At 76.0% G+C, this 22,733-nt stretch carries 19 protein-coding genes and 1 tRNA gene; 15 read left to right on the top strand and 5 right to left on the bottom strand.

The annotated features are described in order from the left end of the window. Positions 1-8: 8 nt before the first annotated feature. From LOK46_RS07240 to LOK46_RS07215, 6 genes are all read left to right on the top strand, one after another. Positions 9-2,000, top strand: a complete 1,992-nt coding sequence (locus tag LOK46_RS07240; protein WP_273563151.1) for a hypothetical protein — start codon at positions 9-11, stop codon at positions 1,998-2,000. A gap of 198 nt (positions 2,001-2,198) precedes the next feature. After that, entirely contained in the window at positions 2,199-5,321 is a 3,123-nt protein-coding gene (locus tag LOK46_RS07235; RefSeq protein ID WP_273563150.1) for a hypothetical protein, read from the top strand. Continuing rightward, positions 5,318-6,982: an SWIM zinc finger family protein gene (locus LOK46_RS07230; RefSeq protein WP_273563149.1), complete on the top strand. Its 1,665-nt coding sequence runs from the start codon at positions 5,318-5,320 to the stop codon at positions 6,980-6,982. Before LOK46_RS07235 ends, LOK46_RS07230 begins: the two co-directional genes overlap by 4 nt. Before the next feature lie 310 nt (positions 6,983-7,292). Further along, positions 7,293-9,143: a reverse transcriptase family protein gene (locus LOK46_RS07225; protein WP_273563148.1), complete on the top strand. Its 1,851-nt coding sequence runs from the start codon at positions 7,293-7,295 to the stop codon at positions 9,141-9,143. Then, a complete protein-coding gene (locus tag LOK46_RS07220) occupies positions 9,140-9,880 on the top strand; it encodes a hypothetical protein (RefSeq protein ID WP_273563147.1) in 741 nt (246 codons plus the stop codon). The genes LOK46_RS07225 and LOK46_RS07220 overlap by 4 nt, the downstream gene beginning before the upstream one ends. Beyond that, on the top strand, positions 9,877-10,251 hold the full coding sequence (locus LOK46_RS07215) for a hypothetical protein (protein WP_273563146.1): 375 nt from the start codon (positions 9,877-9,879) through the stop codon (positions 10,249-10,251). Before LOK46_RS07220 ends, LOK46_RS07215 begins: the two co-directional genes overlap by 4 nt. A gap of 31 nt (positions 10,252-10,282) precedes the next feature. Here the strand turns inward: LOK46_RS07215 and LOK46_RS07210 are convergent, their stop codons facing one another. The 3 genes from LOK46_RS07210 to LOK46_RS07200 form a co-directional block, all read right to left on the bottom strand. Continuing rightward, positions 10,283-11,386 (bottom strand): adenylate/guanylate cyclase domain-containing protein, encoded by a 1,104-nt coding sequence (locus LOK46_RS07210; protein ID WP_273563145.1) that lies wholly within the window; start codon positions 11,384-11,386, stop codon positions 10,283-10,285. Positions 11,387-11,657: 271 nt separating this feature from the next. Further along, positions 11,658-11,733: transfer RNA gene (locus tag LOK46_RS07205), tRNA-Ile, on the bottom strand. A 37-nt stretch (positions 11,734-11,770) separates the two neighbouring features. Beyond that, positions 11,771-12,484 (bottom strand): DNA-3-methyladenine glycosylase family protein, encoded by a 714-nt coding sequence (locus LOK46_RS07200; protein WP_273563144.1) that lies wholly within the window; start codon positions 12,482-12,484, stop codon positions 11,771-11,773. A 133-nt stretch (positions 12,485-12,617) separates the two neighbouring features. Here LOK46_RS07200 and LOK46_RS07195 point away from each other — a divergent pair, with 133 nt between their 5' ends. From LOK46_RS07195 to LOK46_RS07185, 3 genes are all read left to right on the top strand, one after another. Next, positions 12,618-13,175 carry a metallophosphoesterase gene (locus tag LOK46_RS07195; RefSeq protein WP_273564554.1) on the top strand — a complete coding sequence of 186 codons (558 nt, stop codon included), beginning with the start codon at positions 12,618-12,620 and terminating at the stop codon, positions 13,173-13,175. 67 nt (positions 13,176-13,242) lie between these two features. Then, positions 13,243-13,581, top strand: coding sequence for a hypothetical protein (locus LOK46_RS07190; protein WP_273563143.1), 339 nt, complete (start codon positions 13,243-13,245; stop codon positions 13,579-13,581). A 94-nt stretch (positions 13,582-13,675) separates the two neighbouring features. Beyond that, positions 13,676-13,942 (top strand): hypothetical protein, encoded by a 267-nt coding sequence (locus LOK46_RS07185; RefSeq protein WP_273563142.1) that lies wholly within the window; start codon positions 13,676-13,678, stop codon positions 13,940-13,942. 236 nt (positions 13,943-14,178) lie between these two features. On the opposite strand, the gene LOK46_RS07180 is transcribed toward LOK46_RS07185, so the two are convergent. After that, positions 14,179-14,940 (bottom strand): sigma-70 family RNA polymerase sigma factor, encoded by a 762-nt coding sequence (locus LOK46_RS07180; protein WP_273563141.1) that lies wholly within the window; start codon positions 14,938-14,940, stop codon positions 14,179-14,181. Positions 14,941-15,046: 106 nt separating this feature from the next. Then, positions 15,047-16,051, bottom strand: a complete 1,005-nt coding sequence (locus LOK46_RS07175) for an SDR family oxidoreductase (RefSeq protein ID WP_273563140.1) — start codon at positions 16,049-16,051, stop codon at positions 15,047-15,049. 173 nt (positions 16,052-16,224) lie between these two features. Between LOK46_RS07175 and LOK46_RS07170 the strand changes: the two genes are divergently transcribed. The 6 genes from LOK46_RS07170 to LOK46_RS07145 all read left to right on the top strand — a co-directional run bounded on the left by LOK46_RS07170 (position 16,225) and on the right by LOK46_RS07145 (position 22,716). After that, on the top strand, positions 16,225-17,421 hold the full coding sequence (locus tag LOK46_RS07170) for a YihY/virulence factor BrkB family protein (RefSeq protein ID WP_273563139.1): 1,197 nt from the start codon (positions 16,225-16,227) through the stop codon (positions 17,419-17,421). Positions 17,422-17,808: 387 nt separating this feature from the next. After that, entirely contained in the window at positions 17,809-18,519 is a 711-nt protein-coding gene (locus LOK46_RS07165) for a Crp/Fnr family transcriptional regulator (protein WP_273563138.1), read from the top strand. A gap of 113 nt (positions 18,520-18,632) precedes the next feature. Next, positions 18,633-19,937, top strand: a complete 1,305-nt coding sequence (locus tag LOK46_RS07160; RefSeq protein WP_273563137.1) for a LarC family nickel insertion protein — start codon at positions 18,633-18,635, stop codon at positions 19,935-19,937. Next, on the top strand, positions 19,934-20,755 hold the full coding sequence (locus LOK46_RS07155) for an adenine nucleotide alpha hydrolase (protein WP_273563136.1): 822 nt from the start codon (positions 19,934-19,936) through the stop codon (positions 20,753-20,755). Before LOK46_RS07160 ends, LOK46_RS07155 begins: the two co-directional genes overlap by 4 nt. Beyond that, complete coding sequence (gene larB / locus LOK46_RS07150; RefSeq protein WP_273563135.1) at positions 20,752-21,432, top strand: nickel pincer cofactor biosynthesis protein LarB; 681 nt, start codon at positions 20,752-20,754, stop codon at positions 21,430-21,432. The genes LOK46_RS07155 and larB overlap by 4 nt, the downstream gene beginning before the upstream one ends. A gap of 159 nt (positions 21,433-21,591) precedes the next feature. Next, complete coding sequence (locus LOK46_RS07145; protein WP_273563134.1) at positions 21,592-22,716, top strand: aldo/keto reductase; 1,125 nt, start codon at positions 21,592-21,594, stop codon at positions 22,714-22,716. Positions 22,717-22,733: the final 17 nt, after the last annotated feature.

Raw genomic sequence — 22,733 nt, 5'->3', positions numbered from 1 at the left:
CGGCGCCGATGGCCCGCCCCGACCTCCGCGCCCTCACGGATGACGGCCTGATCCAGCTCGCCAATGCCGGGCTGGTGAAGCGCGCGCTGCGCGAGGTGGCCGCCGGCGCGGGGCCGGCCCTCGCGGAGGCCGACGACGGCACCGTCGAGGCGCGCTTCGCCGACGGCACGGTCACGCGGCTCGGCCCCGGCCGGCCCCCCGACGCGGCCACCTGCACCTGCCCGGCGAGCGGGATGTGCCGCCACCGGGTCGCCCTCGTCGTCGCCTACCGGGCCGCGGCCGTCGCGGACGGGCCGGCCGAGGGAGCCGCCGAGGGGGCAGCCGGGGGAATGGCCGACGGGGCGGCGGTCCCGGCCGCGGAGGCGGTCGCCTGGGATCCCGGCACCCTGGACGGCGCCGCCCTCGAGGCGGGGCTCGGCGGCGCGGCGGCGGCGGAGCTGCGGCGCCTCCTGGCGGCCGGGATCACGGTCGAGCTGGAACGCGGCGCCGTGCCGGCCGCGCGGCTCCCGACCGCGACCGTGCGCTTCCTCGTGCCCGACGCCGTCGGCTACGCCCGCTGCGACTGCGCGGCCGGGGGCGGCTGCGCCCACGTCGCGCTGGCGATCCGCGCCTTCCGGGAGGCCGCGGGCGCCCCCGAGATCCGCCTGGGCGGCGCGGCTCCGGCCGGAGCGGCCACGGCAGAGAGCCCGGCGGAGGAGGGACTCGCCGAGGCCGTCGACCGGGTGATCGCCGGCCTGCTGGAGGCCGGTGTGGTGTCCGGGCCGGAGGCCCACGACGGCGCCCTCATCCGGCTGCGGCGCGCGGCCGAAGCGCGGGGCGCCACGCAGGTCCTGCTGGCGGAGGCGGAGCTCGCCGGGCAGCTCGCGGCCTATGCCGGGCGCCACGCCGCCTACGACGCGGCCGTCGTCCTGGCGCTCGCCGCGGAACTCCTCGGGCGCGTCCGGGGCGGGGCGGCCGCCCTCGGCCTCGGCCAGCCCTACGAGACCGCCATGGGCAAGACCCGCCTCGTCTCGCTGGGCGCCCGGCTCCTCGCCCGCGGCCGCGGCGCCACCGCCCGCGTGGCCCTGGCCGACACCGATACCGGCGCGCTCCTGGCGCTGGAGCGCGAATTCGCGCCGGGCGAGGCCGAGGCGGATATCGTGGCCGGCCTCCCCGGGCGCCTCCTCGGCCCGGGCCTGTCCGTCGCGGGCACCGGCCAGGGCCAGATCCTGACCAGCGTGGCCCGGCGCCGGGCCGACGGGCTCCTCGCCCTCGGCCAGGGCGCGCGGGGCCGCACGGCGCTGCTGCCGCGGGACGCCCTGGTGACCCTGCCGGCCCCCCTGGCGGCGCGGGACGTCCCGTCGATCCTGCGCCGCCTCGCCGACCGGCCGCCCGCCTTCCTGCGCCCGCGCGACCGGCTGGAGGCCTTCCACGTCTTCGCCGTCGAGGCGGTCCTGGGACAGGCCTGGGCGCCGGGCGCCCAGATCTGGCAGGCCGCCGTCGAGCTGCCGGAGGCGGGCGGCACGCTGCATCTCGCCCGCGCCTACGACCCCGCCGCGCCGCACGCCCTGGACGCCCTCGCGGGCGCCTGCGCGGGGCGCTGGGGACCCGTGCGGCAGGTCGCCGGCCCGGTGCGGATCGCGGACGGGGCCCTGGTCTGCGAGCCCTGGTCGGTGTCTGTCGACCGGCTCGTCGTGCCCGACCTCGCCGCCCCGGACGGCGCCGGCCACCCGATCCCGCCGGCGCCGGATCTGGGGCCGGCCACGCTCCTCGACGAGGCGGCCGCGCTCCTGGCGAACGCCCTCCATGCCGGCCGGCGGGCCTTCGCGGCCGGCGCCCGCGCCGGCGGCGCCGACCTGGTCGCCCGCCTCGCCGCGGCGGGGCATCCGGCCACCGCCGCGCGGCTCTCCGCCTTCCTCTCCGCCACCCTGGCGGCTCCGGGCACGCAGTCCGAGCCCTTCGCCCGGGCCGCCCTCTGGGTCGCCGCCATGCGCGATGATCCCGGGCCGGAAGAGGCCTGATCAGAGGCCTGATCACGGAATCGTGCGCGCGCGGTTGCCCCTGCGGTCCCGCTGGGGCAGCTTGCCGCGGTCTCGGGCGCCGCGATTCGCCGGCCGGCCCGTCCCGGTCGTTTCGCGAGGAGCCCGGATGCGAGGACCCGTCGATCGTCGCGCCCCCGCGACGCAGCCCTGCCCGGCCGCGCGGGCCGGCGCGGTGGCATGAGGGTCGTCCGTGCGGCGCGTCTCCACCTGCGGGACGCCACCTCCGACAAGGTCTACGACGTCGACCTGATCGAGAACGAGGCCCTCGGCACCCCCGAGCGCTACTTCGTCAACACGCGCTACGGCCGGCGCGGCGCGACCCTGCGCGAGGGCTCCAAGACGCCGCAGCCCGTGACCGCCGAGGCGGCCGCACGGGTGTTCGACAGCGTGGTCGTCTCCAAGATCAACGGCGGCTACCGCCGGGTCGACGGCCCGGAAACCGCCGCACCCGAGGCGACGGCCGACGGCCGCGCGGCGGTGCTGCGGGCGCGGCTCTCCGCCTGCCTGCGCGAGAGCTGGGCCGAGCGCGACCGCGACCGCCTGCTCTGGCGCGTCGGCGAGCTGCGGCTGGCCGCGGCCGCCCCGGACCTGATCGCCCTGGCGCGGACCCTCGGTCCGGCGCGGGCGAGCTACGCCCTGGTCTGGGCGCTCGCCCGGGCGGCGGGCGCGGAGGCCGGTCCGGTCCTGGCGACGATCGCCGCCGACGCGCCCGGAAGCGTGGTCCACGACCTCGCCCGCTTCGCGCTCGCCGCCCCGCTCACCGGGCCCTACCGGCCGCCGGAGGCCGAGCCGGACCTGCCCGGCATGGTCGCCCGGCCGGCCGAGGCCGGCGACGTCGACGGGCTGTGCGGGGCGCTGGACGGCCTCGCCCGGCACGATCCGGGCCGGGTCGGGCCGGCCCTCGTGGCGCTCGGCCGGCGGGCGCAGGCGGCGCCCGGCCTGCACGCGACGCTCTGCGCCGCCCTGCTCCGGCTGCCGGCGCGGCCGCCCTACCTGATCGGCCTGCGGCGCCTGTTCAAGCATGCCGAGATGGCCGACGACGCCGCCCTGTTCGGCGCCGCCGCCCAGCGCTTCGAGACCGCGCAGGCGATGTACCAGTCCGGCCGGAGCCACGCCTACGTCCCCGACCTCCGGCGCTACGTCGCGGTGGACGCGGCGCGCCAGGGGCCGGAAGCGCGGCTCGGCCTGTCCACCGCCACCCGCGCCTACATGAAGCGACGGATCTGGCGCGCCCTGCGCAAGCGCGGCGCCGTCGGGGACCCGGCCTTCGCGGCGCTCGCGGCGGGCTTCCTGCTGGCGCTCGGGCCGGAGGACCTCGACCCGCCGGCGCGCTGGACCGCCTGGGGGCGGCAGCCGGACGGGACCTGGGGCCGGCAGGCCCGGGCGCGGGGGCCGCTCGCCCGCAACTGGACCGCGAGCCAGCTCCTGTATCGCCACGCCCCGGAGGCCCGGCCGCGGACGGGATCGCTGACCTTCCTGGAGACCGGCGCCGTCGATCCCGACCGGCGTGACGAGGCGTTCCCGGATCTCTGGAGCGCCCGCCCGGACCTGGCGCTCCGCCTCGCCGCGGAGGGACGGATCGAGCCGGTGACGCGGCTGGGCCTGCGGGTGCTGCGCGCGGACCCGCGGGCCTGCGCGGCGCTGACGGCCAGCGAGATCGGGCGCCTGCTGGCCGCGCCGCACGACGCCGTGCGGACCTTCGCGTTCCGGACCGCCCAGGCGCGTCTCGCCGCCGGGATCGCCGAGCCTGCCGAACTCGCCGCCCTGGTGGCGGCGCTGCTCGCGAGCCCGGAGCCGGAGGCGCGGGCGCTGGCCCTTCGGCGCCTCGAGGCGGGGACTCCGATCGTCTGGTCGGACCCCGACCTCGCCGCCGCGCTGCTCACGAGCCCGGAGCCGGACGTCCAGGCGGCCCTCCCCGGCTTCGCCGGAGCGCGGGCGCTGCCCACCGGGCTCGCGGCGCCCCTGTTGGCGCGGCTGGTGGCATGGCTGCGGGCGATGCCGCCGGAGCCAGACGCGGCCGCGACGGCCGCGATCCGGGGTCTGCGCTCCGCCCTGCCCCTCCTGTGGCCGGACCACGACCTGCCGGTCGCGTCCGAGACCGCCGCCGCCCTGATCGCCCACCCGTCCGCCGCGGTCCGGTCCGCCGGCCTCGCCCTCCTGGCGCAGTCCGAGGCCGGGGCCGCGGGCCTGCCGCCGGAGAGCTGGGACGCGCTGATCGGCGCGGAATCCGAGGACATCCGGATCGCCGCCCTCGTCCTGCTGGCGCGCCTCGACGACGCGCGGCTCGGGCCCTACGCGGACCGGATCGTCGCCTTCGCCAGCGGGCCCGACAGCGCCGTCCGGCGGGCCGCCCGGCCCCTGGTGGCGCGCCTCGCGTCGGCAGATCCGGGCCTCGCCCCCCGCCTCGCCCGGGAGCTGATCGGCAGCCTGTTCCGCGCGGCGCCCGACGACGCCTACGCCGCCGACACCGTGGCCCTGCTGCGCGAGGCCCTGCCGGGGGAATGCGCCGCCCTCGACGACGGCACCCTGTGGCGCCTGCTGCAGGCGCGGGCCGACGGGGCCCGCCGCCTCGGCGCCGCCCTCCTGCCCGACCGGCGCCCCGAGGCCCTCAGCGTCCGCCAGATCGCCCGGCTCGGCGGCCACCCGTACCGGGCGGTGCGGGACTGGGCGACGGCGGCCTTCGCGGCCGACCCGGCCCGGTTCCAGGCCGCGGCGGCCGAGGCCGTCCTCCTCGTGGAGAGCGACTGGCCCGACACCCTCGCCTTCGCCCGCGGCCTGTTCGACGCGTGGCCGGAGACCGCCTGGACGCCCGAGGCGCTCGCCGTCGTCACCGACAGCGTCAAGCTGGAGGTCCTGACCCTCGCCCGCCACCTCCTGCGCAGCCGGCTCCGGCCCGAGGACGCGGAGGCGCAGGTCCTGCGCCTCCTGGAGCACCCCGCCCCGTCGATGCACCTCCTGCTCACCGAGCTGCTGACCGAGCAGGCCGTGGCGAGCGAGGCGGCCTTCGCGCGGCTGATCCCCCTCGCCCGCATCGTGATGCTGCAGGTGCTGCGGGGCCGGGTCGCCAAGGACCGGATGGCCGCCTTCCTCCGGGCCGAGGCCCTGCGCAGCCGCGCCCGCGCCGAGGCGCTGCTGCCGCTCCTCGCCGACCTGACCCTGAGCGGCACGGCCCGGGACCGCAGCGCCGCGATCCTGGCCCTGCGCGACGTCGCCGACGCGCATCCCGATCTCGCCGTGCCCCTCGTCCGGCGCCCGCCGGAGGCGCGGGGACCCGTCTCCGTCTCGGAAGAGGCCCGATGAACTTCGTCCATCGCTACCTCGGCGAGAGCCGGGCCGTCTCGGACGCGGACGCGACCCGGCTCGGCTTCGTCCCCGACACCCTGCGCGAGCCGACCTACTTCGCCGGGACGGTGGCGCGGCACCTGCCGTTCCGGGAGGCGATCTCCGCCCTGCACCACGTCGTCGTGTCGGACCTGCGCTTCAAGCCGAAGGACCGCACCGCCTACTTCGCGTGGCTCCAGGCCCACGAGCAGGAGCTCCTGGCCGAGGCCCTCGCCGAGAAGGACAGCCTGCGCGCGGAGATCGAGGCGCTGCGCGCCGAGTCCCGGGACATCGCGGCGCGCTCCGACGCGGTGATGCGGCCGTTCTACGACGCGCGGAAGCGGTACTTCGACCACCTCTACCGGGAGAACCTCGACGCCTGGATCGTGCTCGACCCGGTCATCACGGTCCATCCGGACGAGATCTTCTTCGAGGCGTTCAGCCTCGACGAATCGAGCTACGGGCGCCTGTCCTGCGACCACGACACGTTCGCGCGGATCGGCGACATGGCCTGCGGCACGACCAACATCGACTACAGCCACGCCCTCTACGACGAGTTCCAGAAGATCCGCAGCTACCGCGACACCGAGCTGGCGATCGACCCGACGGGCTTCGCGGTCCAGACCTCCGGCGAGGCCGCCTACCGCGAGGACAAGATCGACCTGCCCGATTCCTGGATGCGGGGCTTCCTGCAGGTGTCGAGCGCCATGGCGCAGCCCGCCCACGTGGTGGACCTGCACCCGGTCGACATGCACGCGATCCTGACCCGCCTCGCCGCGCGCCGGGAGCGCCACGGCCCGCGCTCCCTGCGGTTCCTGCTCGAGCCCGGCCGGCCGGTCAGCGTGCTGATCGAGCCCTGGAACGAGCGGCTGACCTTCCGGCGCTCGATCTACCGCGGGGGCGCGACGGCGGAGATCCGCCTGTGGGGCCGGCGGCGCCTCGCGATCCTGGCCCGGACCCTGCCGCTCGCCCGGTCGGTGCGGCTGCACCTCCTCGGCACCGGCCTGCCGAGCTTCGCGGTGGTGGATTTCGGCGGCCTGCGCTTCACCCTCGGCCTGTCGGGCTGGACCGCCAACGACTGGTCCCGGGCCGGGCAGTTCGACCTGCTCGCGCCCCGGGCCGACGTCGACGCCGACACCGCCGCCCGGGTCTTCGCGGCGCTCCGGCGCCACCACGCCGCCGACACCGGGCAACTCGCCGCCGAGACCGGCCTCGACCGGTCGACCGTGGAGGCGGCGCTCGGTGGCTACGTGCAGGCGGGCCGCGCCATGTTCGACCTCGACAAGCGGGTCTACCGCCTGCGGGAGCTGACCCGGGAGCCGCTGGCGCCGGGCGCCCTGCGCTTCGCCTCCGAGCAGGAGGCCAGGGCTGACCGGTTCCTGGCGGCCGGACTGGTCACCCTCGGGCCCGTCGAGCAGGCCGGCGACAGGCGGCGCCTGAGCGGGACCGTGCTGGACGACGGCCGGAGCCTGACGCCCGCGGTGGAGCTCGATTCCGACGACCGCATGGTCGGTGGCAGCTGCCAGTGCGGGTTCTACACCCACAACCGGCTGACCCGCGGCCCCTGCGAGCACATGCTGGCCGTGCGCCGCCTCGTCCACGCCCAGGTCGAGGGCAAGCCGGTGCGGTGGCAGGCGTGAGACGGACCCGATTGATGCGGCCGCGCGCCTGGCCTATCCTCCCCGCGACGAGGGGCGTCGGCCGGGGCGGACCTTGCATTTCGGGCGGCGATTCGCCGTCCCTGCACCCTGCCCGGCAAAGCGTCACTGGCCCGCTCTTCACTGGGCCGGCACTGACCACCGGTGCGCGTTCGCGGTTTGGGTTCGCTGAACCCAAACGCGCACCGGTGGTCGTGCCGGCGTCGAGTGGACCGGGCCAGTCCCGAGACTTGACGAAGGCATCCCGGCCGACGTCCCCCGTCACGCCTCCTGCCTGCGCCGGAGGTCGCCGATGAGCCAGCAGCCCGGCAGCCTGACCCGCCAGCAGCTCTACGACCGGATCCGCGAGAGCTCGAAGGACGAGGTCATCCTCGAGGAGATGATCCGGCTCGGCTTCTGGCCGGACGGGGAAGCGCAGCCCAACCCGCCGGACGACCTGATCCGCCGCCGCGGCGAGATCGCCCGCGCCCTCGCCGACCTCCACCGGCGGGAGGCGGCGTGGCGCGACCCGGAAGCCGCCCTCAAGGAGATGCATCGCCGCCGCAAGAAGGCGGCGCTGGAGCGGCGGCGCGAGACGCGGCTGCGCGACGCCCGCGACCGCCACGCGCGGGCGCAGGCGTGGCACGCGCGCCGGGAGGCGGAGATCCTCCATCTCGGCGACGGCGTCTCGGCCGGCCTCGCGCACGCGGACGCTCCGGCGCGGGGGCCCGCCCCCGGTCTCCCGCCCCTGGCGAGCCCGAAGGCGCTGTCCGAGGCCATGGGGATCGGCCTCGGCGAGCTGCGCTTCCTCGCCTACGACCGGGCGCTCAGCGCGGTGAGCCATTACCGGCGCTTCACCATCCCCAAGAAGGCGGGCGGCCTGCGCCGCATCTCGGCGCCGATGCCGCGCCTGAAGCGGGCGCAGTACTGGATCCTCGACGCGCTCCTCGCCCACGTCCCCGTGCACGCGGCGGCCCACGGCTTCGTGCCCGGCCGCTCGATCGTCACCAACGCCGCCGCCCATGTCGGGCGGGACGTCGTGGTCAATCTCGACCTCAAGGATTTCTTCCCGAGCCTCGACTACCGGCGGATCAAGGGGAAGTTCCGGGGCCTGGGCTACGCCGAGCCGGTGGCGACCGTGCTGGCGCTGCTCTGCACCGAGCCGGACGTGGACGCGGTCGAGATCGACGGCGCCCGCCTCTACGCCGCCCGGGGACCCCGCCGGCTGCCGCAGGGCGCGCCGACGAGCCCCGCGCTCACCAACCTCGTCTGCACCCGGCTCGACGCCCGGCTCGCCGGCCTCGCCGGCAGCCTCGGTTTCACCTACACGCGCTACGCCGACGACCTGACCTTCTCGGCCTCCGGCGAGGCCGCCGGGAAGGTCGGCGCGCTGCTCAAGTACGTCCACGCCATCGTCGCCGGGGAGGGCTTCACCGTCCATCCGGACAAGACCCGCGTGATGCGCCGCGGCCGGCACCAGGAGGTGACCGGACTCACCGTCAACGAGCGGGTCGGCGTGCCCCGCGAGACCCTGCGCCGCTTCCGCGCCCTCCTGCACGGGCTCGAGCGGCACGGGCCGGCCGGGCGCCGCTGGGGCGCGGCCGGCGAGGCGGGCGTGCTCCGCGCCGCGGTCGGCTTCGCGCAGTTCGTCCGGATGGTCACGCCGGAGACCGGCGCGCCGCTGCTGGCGCGGGCCCGCGCCCTCGCGGAACGCCATTCGGCTCCGGCGACGGCGCCCCGGCAGCCGGACTTCCGCGCCCGGTCCGCGCGGGGCGAGGTGCCCCTCGCCCGCTGGTGGGTGCCGGCCCCCCGCCCCGCGCCCGAGCCGGACCCGATCCTGGCCGAGGCCGAGGCGGCCGCCGCCCGGGAGGCGGCCGAGATCGCGGCCCGCGTGGCCGCGCCGGTGCCGGGCCGCAGCGGCGTGCCGGTCTCCGGGCGCCCGCGCCTCGGCGCGCCGGAACCGGCCGCCCGCGCGGAGGCCGCGCCGGACGCGGGCGCCGAGCCCGACGACGCCCCGATGAAGCCCTGGAAGGTCGTCCTGGGGATCTTCGTCCTGTTCCAGGCGGCCGCCCTGCTGCACCCGGCGCTCGGGCTGCTCGTCCTCGCGGTCGCCCTGCTCCTCGGCCTGCGACGCCTGCTGCGCCGCTGGCGACGGCGCCGATGAGCGTGGCCCGGAGCCTCCCGGCCGGGCACCTCCGGACCAGCCTCGCCGCGCTCTTCGCCCTGGCCCCGGCCCTCTCGCTCGGACCGGGGGCGTCCCGGGCCGACGAGGCGCCCGCCGCACCCGTCTTCAACAAGGCCGAGGCCGCGGAGATCGCGGAGCCGCTCCGGCAGGACCCGGCCTTGCTGCGCAGCTTCGGGACCTGCCCGGCCGACACCTTCGCGCGGGAGCGCCCGTTCTGGCGGTGGGCGTTCGCGCCCCGGCGGCCGACCGAGCGCCGCTGCGCGCGCGAGCCCGCTTCCTGCTACGCGCTCTGCACCCGGTGGTCGAACGCGCCGGCCTGCTTCGACCTCGCCCTCGCCCTCGAGCACCACGCCCTCGACGTCGCCGACATCCTCGACAAGGAGCGCCTCTACGCCCTCGCCTGCGCGGGCGGGTTTCCGGCGGGCTGCACCAACCGGGCTGCCGGGATCCGCAACGGCGACTACGCGGAGGATCCCTTCCGCGCCGCGCCGCGTGCCGACACGGACGCCTGCCTCGCCCGGAGCTTCCGCCTCGATTGCGACCGGCGCGGCGCCTGGGGCTGCGCCATGCTCGGCCAGGCCTATCGCCTCGGCGAGGGCGTCGCCGCCGAGGCGTCCCGGGCCCGGGCGGCGTTCGACATGGCCTGCGCGATCAGCCCGGACTTCGCGGCCTGCGCCTTCGCCAAGCGGCAGCTCGCCGAGATGGACGCGCCGTGAGCGCCGGCGACGCCGGGCCGGCCTCCGACGCCCTGCGGGCCCTCTACGGGCGGCTCGACCCGGTGCCCGAGGGGCCGTCGGCCCCGGGCCACGGGCGCGCCTCCCTGTGCGTGGACGTGGGCGACGGGGACGACGTCGCCGCGGCCGAGCGGTGGATGCTGGCCCATGCCGACCGGCTCACCCGCGTGCGCAGCACCGGCTGCGGCTGCTGCGTGATCGGCTGGGACATCGAGGGGCCGGCGGCGCTCGTCGCCACCCTGCCGGCGGCGCTCGGAGCGGTCTCCGACTGGGCCGGCCCGGCCGCGGCCCCGCGGCGCGCGCCGATCGCGTGGGGCCGGCGCCTCTGGGACCGCTGCGTCCGCCGCGGCTGAGACGCGGGTGTGACGGATGAGACACCGGAGCCTAGCGCGGCTCCGCGACGACCTCCGCGCGATCCGGCACCGGCGGCGCCGGCCGCCGCTCCGGGATCAGCCGGTCCGGCACCGCCGCCCCGCGCTCGAGGGTGGCGACCGCCAGCGTCGCGCCCCGGCCGCGCAGGGCGTGCGCCCCCAGCGAGCGGGCGCGGACGCCGTCGGGCAGCCGGTCCAGCCGATCGAGGAGATCCTGCGAGATCAGGATGCCGACGCCCAGCGGGCGGCACAGGGCCTCGATCCGCGCGGTGACGTTCACGGCGTCGCCGAAATACGCGATCTTGTGGCGGTCGACCCCGACCTCGGCCGTGACCACCGGACCGCCGTGCAGCGCCGCCCGCAGCCGCGGGACCGTGCCGAACCGGGCTTGCCAGGCCGCGGCCTGCGCGTCGATCCGGTCGAGCACCTCGAACACGCAGGTCACGCAGCGCGCGTCCTTGAGGCCGCGCTTCATCGGCCACGTGATCATCGCGAGGTCGCCGATGAAGTCGTCCGTGGAGCCAGCGTTGCGCCGCACCGGCTCGGCGAGCGTCGCGAACACGGCGCTGAGGTATTCCTGGGCGCGCAGGTCGCCGTGGGTCTCCGCGAAGGCCGTGGAGCCGACGACGTCGAGGAACAGGAAGATCCGCTCCTCCTGCACCGGCCTGTGGTAGCGGCCGATCATGAAGTTCACGAACACCTCGCCGCCGATCAGGTCGCGCATGCGCATGACGAAGACCAGCAGGGCCGACACGGCCAGCGAGTAGGCGAGGAAGCGCGGCGTGATCCGCACCGCCGTGGACAGGCTGTCGCCGGTCAGGCCGAACGCCCAGACCACCAGCCCGCCGAGGGCGCAGCCGAGCGTGATCAGCACCACGTAGAGCAGCTCGGCCGCCACCATGTAGACCAGCGCCGGCAGGCGGCGCAGACGCGTCTGGAGCCCCGACAGGCTCAGGCCGGGCACGAAGGCCAGCACCGTCCCGCCCACCGCCAGGGCGTAGACGAGGCCGGCGAGCATCGAGGCCCCGCCGACGAAGAGCAGGTTGTAGAGGAGGCCCGCCGCGCCGGAGGCGAGGAGGAGGGTCAGGGCCCAGAGCCAGCGGTACTGTGGGAGCATGGGCTGTCGGCGGGGTCGAGCGTGGCGGCGGGCACGGTTGGACCTACGCGATGGCGGGGGGCGAAGGCGAGAGGGCGGAGGCGCGCCGCGCCGGGTGGGTCGGGCCGGTGCCCTCAGACTGGCCGCCCGACCGTGACCGATCCGGAACGATTCGCGCCGTCCACGCGACGTCGCGGGCCGGTGTCGCCGCGCGGCCACAGGCGGTGCGCCGCGCGTTCGATCCGGGGCCTGGGACCTGCCACCCGGCGGATCCCGCGCGATCGCGGGAGGCTGGTGGGCCCGGCAGGACTCGAACCTGCAACCAGACCGTTATGAGCGGCCGGCTCTAACCATTGAGCTACGGGCCCGGGAGGCGCCGACGGATAGCCGATCCCCGGCCGCCCGTCACCCGGATTTCGCCGCGCCGCGGGGGCGCCGGGCCCCGGGCGCCGGATCCGGCCGGGCCGGCTGGTCCGCGGGCAGAGCCGTCGGCGCCGCCACCGGCACGGCCACCGGCGCGGGCGCCGTGTCCTTGATGCGCCACAGGTAGCGGGCCAGGATTGAGCGGTACGGCGCGAAGGCCGCCGCCACCGCGCCGGTATCGGCCCGCCCGGTGAGGCGGTGCAGGCAGCCCACCGCTGCCACGTCGCCCGCGGGCCAGATGTCCGGGTCGTGGAAGTGGAAGATGCCGACCATGTCGGCCGTCCAGGGGCCGACGCCGCGGATCCCGCACAGGATCGCCGCCCGCTCGGGATGCGGCAGGCCGGCGAGACCGGGCCCGAGGAGGCCCGCCGTCTCGGCCGCCACGATCGCCTGGAGCGCCCGCACCTTGTTGCCCGAGATGCCGCAGGCCCGCAGAGGCGCCGCATCCCCGGCCTCGAACAGGCCCCTCGGGCTCGCGCCCGCGGCCGCGGCGGCGGCCTCGATCCGGGCCCAGATCGCCGCCGCCGCCCGGACCGAGAGCTGCTGGTTGACCACCTCGACGAACAGGCGGTCGGCGACGCACGGATGCGCCGGCGGCTCGATCCGGATCGGACCGGCCCGCACCAGGGCGGCCCGCAGCGGCGGATGGGCGCGCGCCGCGTCCAAGAGGTGGGCGTAGATGGCGGGATCCAGCATCGCCGCAGCCTAACCGGGACGCGGAGCTTCCCGGAAGCGGCTCCGGAAGCGGCCCGGAAACGCGGCGATGCGGCCGCGCGCCTCGCGCCGGCCGGTCTGGACGGGACGCGCCCGCGGCCCAGGTCACGACACCATGGCGATCTTCTTCACCGCGGACACGCATTTCGGCGACCCGCACATCCTCCGCCACCGCGGGGCGCGGTTCGGCAGCGTCGAGGCCCACGACGAGGCCCTGGTCGCCGGCTGGAACGCCGTGGTCGGCCCGGAGGACGCCGTCTGGCACCTCGGCGACTTCGCCGCCCATGCCAGCCGGGCGCACTGCGCGGCGATCTTCGCGCGGCTGAACGGCACCAAGCGCCTCGTCCGGGGCAACCACGATTCGAACCGTGTCCTGGACCTGCCCTGGGCTGAGCCGCCGGTGGAGAGCGCCCGCCTCTCCGTCGCGGACGCGCGCGGGCGGCCGCACCGCCTGTTCCTGTCGCACTACGCGCACCGGGCCTGGCCGGGCCTGTGGCGGGAGACGCGCCACCTCTACGGGCACAGCCACGGCTGGCTCGCCGACACCACGCGCTCCTGCGATGTCGGCGTGGATGCCTGGGACGACCGCCCGGTCACCCTCGACGCGGTCCTGCTGCGCCAGGACGCGTCCGCTTGCGTGCCGGAGGAACTCGCGGCCCACGGCCTGCGCTGATGGGCGGGGACCGGCGCGCTATATCGTCCGCCGGAGCACCGACAGCCCGGCAGGAGGCCGCATCGCCATGACCGACATCCCCGCCCCGCCGCCGGGCTCGACCGAGGCGGCGGCCCGGGCCGCGACCCAAGCCGCGACCCAAGCCGCGACCCAAGCCGCTACCGAGCTCGGCCTCGGGACCGACTGGGCCGCCCTCGGCGCGGCGGACTGGGCCCGGGTCTGCCGCCGGGCCGGCGCGATCCTCGCCGGGCAGGGCCAGGCGCCGGCGCCCGGCTGGGACGGGGCCCTGGCGCGGGCCCTCGGCCGCCCCGATCCCGCGGCCGACCGGGACGAGCTGGCCCGCGACGCGGCCAACACCGTGCTGGCCGAGAAGGGCGAGGTCTTCGCCCCCGAGGACGATGCCTGAGGGGGACGACGCCACGCCATCGGGCGTGCCATCTCGCTCGCGATCGGGCGGGCCGGTGGTTGCCGTGGCGGGGGTGCGGGCCGATGTAGGAGGCATGCCTCATCCCGAACACAGGGCCGAACACCGGCCTGACCACCGACGTGCCGCCCCGAGACCGCCCGAGCGCTGCGCCCCCGGCGCGGCACCCGCCGCCCTGCGGGTGGTGCCCATCGCGGGCGGCCCGACCCTCGACGCGCGGACGCGCGTGCGGCTCGGCCACCAGATGCGGGCGATGTACGATCCGGTGATCGACGAGGCGCTGGATCCCCGGCTGGCGGAGCTGCTGCAGCAGCTCGACGCGGATCGGGGCGGCGTGACCTGAGATCCGGGGCGGGGGCGTCCGGCCCGCGCATCCGCTGCGGCTGCCGGTGAAGAGGCTCCCATCGGTGGATCGGGGGGATGTCACACCGATGGGAGCCCGGCCGAGTCGACGGATCGACCCAACCCGCTCCATATCGCCCAGGCGACGGCCGGGACGCTTTCACCTAAGTCAATTTGTGGGCGAATACGGCCGTCGAAGTATCGAATTGGCGTATTCGATCGCGAAAATCGTCGCGATCAGGCCGAGGTGCCGGTCACCGACAGCATGACCCCGTCGCTGCCGATCTCGTCGCCGCCGTAGCCGAGCATGCGCGCGAGCTGCTCGCGGGCGCGCCAGACCCGGCTCTTCACGGTGCCGATCCGGCAGTTCATGACGACGGCGGCTTCCTCGTAGCTCAGGTTCTCGATCGCCACGAGGACCAGCGCCTCGCGCATCACCGGCGCGAGGCGGTCGAGGGCCGCGCGCACGTCCTGCAGGTCGAGATGGCCCCCCTGCTCGGGGATGCTGGTCAGCTGCTCGGCGTAGTTGCCGTCGGTGTCGGCGACCTCGCGGCCCTGCTTGCGGTGCTGGCTGTAGAAGACGTTGCGGAGGATCGTGAACAGCCACGCCTCGAGGTTGGTCCCGGGGGTGAAGCCGCCGCGGCCGCGCCAGCCGCGCAGCAGGGTGTCCTGCACGAGATCGTCCGCCGCGGCCGGGTCGCGCGTCAGCGAGACCGCGAACCGGTGCAGAGCCGGCACCACCTCCAGCAGGCCCGCGCGGAAGGTCCTGTCCCGCTCGCCCTCCGCCTGCGCGAGTGCGATCTCCAGGCGCGCGAGCAGGTCGGCGAAGGGGTCCGCGGCACCGCCCGAGTCCAGGCCGATCCGGTCGTAGGTGCGGCCGAGCAGGGTGCCGAGATGGGCCCGCACGGCCTCCGGCAGGCCGAACCGGGCCCCGTCCCCGGCCTCCTCTGCGACATCCGCGACGGGATCGAGGAGCGATGAGCCTTCGGTGTCGGGCATTCGGTCCGGTCGTCGGCGGGCGGGCCGGTCAAGCCCAGAGGACCGGTTGTGGCGTGCCCGGGCCGCCCATGCCGCAACATGGGTTAGCGCTTTGCCCGAACGGGACTCAGCCGCGGGTGCCGAACCGCCGCGCCGCCGCGAGGCCGCCGAGGAGCGCCGCGCAGGCCCCCGCGGCGGCGAGCCCCGTGCCGAGGGCGGTGCTCAGCGTGCCGGCATCGGGGACGCGCTTGCGGGCGCGCCAGCCGCCGTCGGCGCGCGTGCCCTCCGGCGTCGGCGCGCGCAGGGCGCCGTGCGTGCGCGGCCCGGGCTCGGCCCGGTCGAGGGCCCACCGGAACCCGGCGCCCATCAGGTGCTCGGTCGGGTACGGGGCGAGGGCGTAGCCGACCTGCGCGAGGCGGGCCGGCCAGCCGACCGCGACCTCGTCGCGCGGGTGGCGCACGAGGCGGAGATAGGTCTCGGCCACGGCCTCGGGCGCGTAGTACAGGTGCCCGGGATTGAGCCGCCGGCCGCTGACATTGGCGCCGTGCTCCAGGCCCGGCGTGTCGACGATGGCGGGGAACACGGCGCAGACGCGGATGTGCCGGTGCCGGGCGAGTTCCTGGCGCAGGCTCGCCGAGAAGCCGCGCAGGCCGAACTTGCTGGCCGTGTAGGCGGCGGCGAAGGGCGTCGGCGCCCAGCCGCCCATCGAGACCGTGTTGATCAGCGTCCCCCGGCCGCGGTCGAGGAAGTGCGGCAGCACCGCGTAGGCCCCGTGCACGGCGCCCAGCAGGTTCACCGCGATCGTCTGCCGGTGCAGGTCCAGGGGGGCGTCCAGCAGGGGGCCGAACACCCCCACCCCGGCGTTGTTGATCCAGACGTCGATGCCGCCAAAGGTCCGGAGCGCCGCCCGGGCCAGGGCGTCCACCGCCTCGGGCTCGGTGACGTCGGTGGGCACCGCGACGGCCTCGGCGCCCGACGCGCGCAGGTCGCGGACGATCCCGTCGAGCACGTCGGCCCGCCGCGCCGCCAGGACCACGCGGGCGCCCCGCGCCGCGAAGGCCTCGGCCGCCGCCCGGCCGATGCCGCTCGAGGCCCCGGTGATGACCACCGTCCCGCCATCCAGGCGCGCCATGCCGGTTCTCCCCGTCGTTGTGCCGTCGAGTTGCAACTGCACGGCGAACCGTTCCCCGCGCCGCGGCGTTCCCCCTCGCAGCTGCGGCCATTCGGACGCGCTGTCCCGGGCGCCACGATGCGCGGCCCCGAGGGCGCCGCCCCCTGTCCGCCCGAACCCTGCCGAGGTCGCCGATGCCCGCCCCCGATCCAGCCCCCGCCAGGGCCGCCGCCCCCGAGGGAGGCGCCTCGACGGTCTGGACGCTCGCCCTCGCCACCGCGCTGATCGGCCTCGTCGCCCTCCCCCGCCGGCCGGCGCGAGGCGCGGCCGATCCCCTGGCCGGTCCCGCGGCCGACCGCGCCCCCGGCCGGTCCGTCGACCGGGACGGCGCGCGCCGGACGTCGCCCGCGCACGCGGGCCGGGAGGCCCACGCCGTCGCCCGGACCGAGGCCGATCGCGGGCGGCAGGCCTCGACGCCGACCGAGATCCCCGCCAAGGGCTGGAAGGACATCGCGCTGCGCGCCTATCACGACATCGGCGAGAACCGCCTGTCGCTGATCGCGGCCGGCGTCACCTTCTTCACGCTCCTGGCGATCTTCCCGGCGGTGGCGGCGCTGGTCTCCTGCTACGGCCTCGTGGCCGACGCCTCGACCATCAACGACCAGCTCGCCAGCCTCCAGGGCATCCTGCCCCAGGGCGCCCTGGAGATCGTCGGCGACCAGGTGAAGCGGCTGAACGAGCAGGGCAACACCACCCTCGGGTTCAGTCTGCTCATCAGCATCGCGCTGTCGGTGTGGAGCGCCAACGGTGGCGTGAAGCACGTCTTCGACGCCCTCAACCTCGTCTACAACGAGCGCGAGAAGCGCAACTTCCTCGTGCTCAATCTCGTCTCTCTCGCCTTCACGGCGGGGGCGCTCCTGTTCCTCCTCCTGGCGCTGGCCGCCGTGGTGGTGGTGCCGGTGGTGCTGGAGTTCGTCGGGCTCGGCGCGGACGCGTGGTGGCTGGCGCTGCTGCGGTGGCCGGTCCTGCTCCTGGCCGTGCTGCTCGGCCTCGCCCTGCTCTACCGCTACGGGCCGAGCCGGGACGCGCCGCGCTGGCGCTGGGTCACGCCCGGGGGCGCCCTCGCGGCCCTGCTGTGGATCGTCGCGTCGCTGCTGTTCTCCTGGTACGTCGGCCATTTCGGCAGCTACAACAAGACCTACGGCTCGCTCGGCGCGGCGATCGGCTTCATGACCTGGATCTGGCTCTCGACCATGATCGTGCTGGCCGGCGCCCAGGTGAACGCCGAGATGGAGCATCAGACCGCCGAGGACACGACCGTCGGCGAGCCGCAGCCCCTCGGCACGCGCCGGGCGCGCATGGCCGACACGGTGGGCGCCGCCGCGGAGTAGCGCGGCGCCCGGCCATCCTCGGGGACGGGGCCTCTTGGGCTAAGGGCCGCACGGGCGCAGGGCCTCGTGGGGAGCGCGTCGCGGGGGAGAACGCCGACTTAACACAGGTTGGCGCGCGTTTTCCTGCTGCAGGCACAAGCCGATCAAGAAGATCCGGACTTCGATGTTCGGAGGACGGTTTGGCCCCCTGCCGATAGAAATATCCGTGCCTCATTATTTCACCGATACCCTTGGCGGCGCCGTCGTGCGGGACGCTTCGGACGGGCGCGACGCCGCCCGATCCGCCGCGGTCGCCCGCCCGCGCGCCTGCCTCGGCGCCTGCCCGGCCGCGCGCCGTCGTCCGGCCGCCGGCACGCCGGCGCCGCGGTGATCTGACCGGAGGCGGACGTGGAGAACCCGTTCGTACGGAAGATGGAGCGGCATGTCCGGCTCGCGCCCGAGGACCGCGCGGTCCTCGACGGGTTGGGGCGCCTGCATGTCCGCCACGTCGCGGCCCGGCAGGATATCGAGGGGCAGCAGAGCGACCCGTACCACACGCACCTGATCCTCGACGGCTGGGCCTGCCGGTACAAGCAGTTCCCGGACGGGCGGCGGGCGATCGTCGCGCTGCTCCTGCCGGGCGACCTGTGCGACCCGTTCGTGTTCCGCCGGGCGCGGATGGACCACGCGATCGGCGCGCTGACGCCGGTCACCGTCGCGCGGATCGCCCCGGACCAGATCGGCGAGGCGGTCCGCGGCCGGCCCGCCGTCGAGGAGTGCCTGTGGCGGGAGCTGCTCGCCGCCACGGCGATCCACCGCGAGTGGATCGCCAGCGTCGGCCGGCGCTCGGCGATCGAGCGGCTGGCGCACCTGTTCTGCGAGCTGCACCTGCGGCTGACGCGCGTCGGCCTCGCGGACGGGATGACGCTGCCGATGCCGGTGACCCAGCCCGACCTCGCGGACGCCCTCGGCCAGACGAGCGTGCACATCAACCGCACCCTGAAGGAGCTGCGCACCGGCGGCCTCGTCGCCCTGCGCAGCCGCCGCCTGACGATCCGCGACCTCGACGGCCTGCGGGAGCGCGGGCTGTTCGATCCGGCCTACCTGCAGCTCTCCTGAGCGGCGCGGGCGATACGCCGCGGCAGCGGAGGCCGCGCGCGCCTTGCCGCGGCACGGCCGCGGCCGATCTGAGGCGGACCTGTCACCCGCCACGGGCGCCCGCGCGACACACGATGCACATCCATCTCGACGCGCTCGGCGGCGTCGCCGGCGACATGTTCGCCGCCGCCCTGCTGGACGCCTTCCCCGAGCATCAGGCCGGCGTGTCCGCCAGCATCCGGGCGGTCGACGCACGCATCGCCTGCGCGGTCCGGGCGCACAATGACGGGATCCTCAGCGGCGCGCGCTTCACCGTGTCGGCGCCCGGTACGGAGCCCGGGCCCGCGCCGCACCGGCACGAACACCCCGCGCACCACGACCATCCGCATCCCCACGATCGCGGCCATCAGCACGGCCATCAGCACGAGCACGGCCACGGTCATGCCCACGACCACGGCCACCGGCCCTGGTCGGAGATCCGCGCCGCGCTGGAGGCGGCGGATCTCAAGCCGGCGGTGCGGGCGCACGCGCTCGGCATCTTCGGGCATCTGGCCGACGCCGAGGCCCGCGTCCACGGCATCGCCGTGGACGCGGTGGCGTTCCACGAGGTCGGCGCTTTCGACTCGATCGCCGACATCGTGGCCGCCGCCCACCTGATCGCCGCCCTGGAGGCGCGCAGCTGGAGCGTCTCGGTCCTGCCGCTGGGCTCCGGCCGGGTGCGGACCCAGCACGGTCCCCTCCCCGTCCCGGCCCCCGCCACGACGCTGCTGCTGGCCGGTTTCGCGACCCTCGACGACGGGATCCCGGGCGAGCGCGTCACCCCCACCGGGGCGGCGATCCTGCGCCACCTCTGCGGCGACGATCCCGGGCGGGGTCGCCCCCGGGGCATCCTCGGGCGCACCGGCATCGGCTTCGGCACGAAGGTGCTGCCGGGCCTGAGCAACTGCCTGCGCGCCCTCGTGCTGGAGGACGGCGCCGCGTCCCGCCCGGGCCGGCGGGATCTCGCGGTGATCGCCTTCGAGGTCGACGACCAGTCCGGCGAGGATCTCGCCACGGGCCTCGACCGGCTGCGCGCGGAGCCCGGCATCGTGGACGTCGTGCAGATGCCGGTCATCGGCAAGAAGGGCCGGATGATGGCCCGGATCCAGGTCCTGGTCCGCCCGGAGAGCCTGGAGGCGGCGATCGCGGCCTGCTTCCGTGAGACCACGACCATCGGACTGCGTTACCACCAGGTGGAGGGTGCGGTGCTCGCGCGCGCCGCCCGCACGGTCGAGCACGACGGCCGGTCGGTTCGCGTGAAGATCGTGGCGCGGCCGGGCGGGCCCACCGCCAAGGCCGAGGCCGACGACGCCCGCGACCGTGCGGGCCACGCCGCGCGGGTCGCCCTGCGCCGCGAGGCCGAGCGGCGCGCGCTGGAACAGGAGCAGGAGGAGCGGTGACGCGCCAGCATCTGGAATCCGTCCTGGCGGGGCTCGGCCCCGTCGCGGTGGCGGTGAGCGGCGGGGTCGACAGCCTGACGCTCGCCACCCTCGCCCACCGGCTGGCGCCGGGCGCGACCCTCGTGGTCCACGCGGTCTCGCCGGCCGTGCCCGCGGAGGCGACCGCGCGCGTCCGCGCCGAGGCCGCCCGCGAGGGCTGGTCCTTACGGGTGATCGAGGCCGGCGAGTTCGCCGACCCGGCCTACCGGGCGAACCCGGTCAACCGCTGCTTCTTCTGCAAGACCAACCTCTACGGCGCGGTCCGGCGCGTCACCGACCGGCAGATCCTGTCGGGCGCCAACCGCGACGACCTCGGCGAGTACCGCCCCGGCCTCGACGCCGCCCGGGAGCACGGCGTCCGCCACCCCTACGTGGAGGCCGGGTTCGACAAGGCGGCCGTGCGGGCGCTCGCCCGCGACCTCGGCCTCGGGGCCGTGGCGGAGCTGCCGGCCGCGCCCTGCCTGTCGAGCCGGGTCGAGACCGGCATCGCCATCGAGCCCGAGACCCTGGGCTTCATCCACGCCGTCGAGCGGCTGGTCGGCGGGGCGCTCGCTGCGGAGAGCGGCGCCAAGCGCGCGGTCCGGTGCCGGGTGCGCGCCGAGGGCGTGGTGGTGGAGCTCGATCCCGCGAGCCTCGCGGCCCTGGCCGCGGAGGATCGCGCGAAGCTCGGGGCCGGCATCCGGGCGATCGCGCCGCCGCGTCTCTCCGGCCTCGTCCGGTTCGCCCCCTACCGGGTCGGCAGCGCCTTCCTGGTCGAGCCGCGGGAGGCCCGGGCGTGAGCATCTCCGAAGAGTTCACCCTGGATTTCGCCCGGCCCGAGCGGATCGGGTTGGAGGAGGCGATCTTCTGCGCCGGCAAGAGCCCGGAGCAGATCGACGCGATCCTGGAGACCGCCCGGGCGCGCGGCGCCTCGCTGCTCCTCACCCGCCTCGATCCGGAGAAGCGCGACCGGCTCAGGGACGCGGCGCGGCTCGACTACTGCCCGGTCTCGCGCACGGCGGTGTTCGGCGAGGCCCCCCGGATCACCGGCCCGGCCCGGGTCGCCGTGGTGGCGGCCGGCACCTCGGACGTGCCCGTCGCCCGCGAGGCCCTGCGGGTGCTGGCCTATGCCGGGCGGGCGGCCTCGCTCTTCGCCGATGTCGGCGTTGCCGGCCTGTGGCGGCTGACGTCGCGGATCGAGGAGATCCGCGCGCACCCGGTGGTGATCGTCGCCGCCGGCATGGACGCGGCTTTGCCGAGCGTCGTCGGCGGACTCGTGGCCGGCGCGGTGATCGCGGTCCCGACCTCCGTGGGCTACGGCGTCGCCGCGGGCGGGCGCGCCGCCCTCGACGCCGTGCTGGCGAGCTGCGCCCCTGGCATCACGGTGGTCAACATCGACAACGGCTACGGCGCCGCCTGCGCCGCCCTGCGCCTGCTCCACGCGGCGGGACGCCTCGCCGCGGAGATCGAACGATGACCCGGCGCGGATCGTTGTCCCACGCTACAGGGCAGGCAGCGCGACGAGCCCCTCTCCCGCACGGGAGAGGGGGCTCGTCGCGCTGCCTTCTTCTACGGTCGCACCGCCGACACGAGGCCTGCCGTTGCCGATCCCCACATTCTCGAACGGAGACAGCCGATGGAACGCCGCAGCTTCCTCCAGGGCGCCGTGCTCGGCGCGGGACTTTCAGGCGCGAGCCTCGCGGGCGCTGGCAGCGCGGGTGCGGCCGTGAGCGCCCCCGCCCTCCCCGGCAACCGCCCGCAGGACCCCGCGGACCTGCCCTTCGTCACCGATCCCGGCGAGCGCCGGGGCGAGATGCTCTACCGGACCTTCGGCAAGACGTCGGAGAAGGTCTCGGCCATCGGCATGGGCGGGTTCCACCTCGGCAAGAGCGCCGTGACCGACGACGAGGCGACGCGGCTGATCCATGCCGGGATCGACCGCGGCATCACCTTCATGGACAATTGCTGGGACTACAACGAGGGCCGCTCCGAGCTGCGCATGGGTGTCGCCCTCGACCAGGGCGGCTACCGCGACAAGGTCTTCCTGATGTCCAAGATGGACGGGCGGACCAAGGAGGAGGCGCTCAAGCAGATCGACACCTCCCTGAAGCGCCTGCGCACCGACCGGATCGACCTCGTCCAGCACCACGAGATCCTGCGCTACGACGACCCGGACCGGGTCTTCGCCGAGGGCGGCGCCATGGAGGGATTCCTGGAGGCCAGGCGCCAGGGCAAGCTCCGCTACATCGGCTTCACCGGCCACAAGGACCCGCGCATCCACCTGCAGATGCTGGAGGTGGCGGCCGAGCGCGGCTTCCACTTCGATTCCGTGCAGATGCCCGTCAACGTGATGGACGCGCATTTCCGCTCGTTCAGCCACCTCGTGCTGCCCTACCTCGTGCAGAACGGCATCGCGCCGCTCGCCATGAAGACCTTCGGCGACGGGGTGATCCTGAAGGCGGACGCGCCGATCAAGCCGCTGGAGTACCTGCACTTCTCGCTGAACCTGCCGGTCTCGGTGGTGATCACCGGCATCCAGAACCAGCGCGACCTCGACCAGGCCTTCGAGGCGGTGAAGACCTTCGAGCCGATGGACAAGGCGGCGGTGGCCGAGCTGCTGTCGCGGTCGAAGCCCTACGCGCTGGAGGGCAAGTACGAGCTGTTCAAGACGAGCGCGACCTTCGACGGCACCGCCAAGAACGCGGCGTGGCTCGGCGAGGACGTGCAGGGCGTGAAGAAGCTCGCGCCGGTGATGGAGTAAGAGCCGGGCCGGCTCTC

The sequence above is a fragment of the Methylobacterium sp. NMS14P genome (assembly GCF_028583545.1).
Taxonomy (GTDB): Bacteria; Pseudomonadota; Alphaproteobacteria; order Rhizobiales; family Beijerinckiaceae; genus Methylobacterium.
This window is presented reverse-complemented; position numbering and strand designations above follow the sequence as displayed.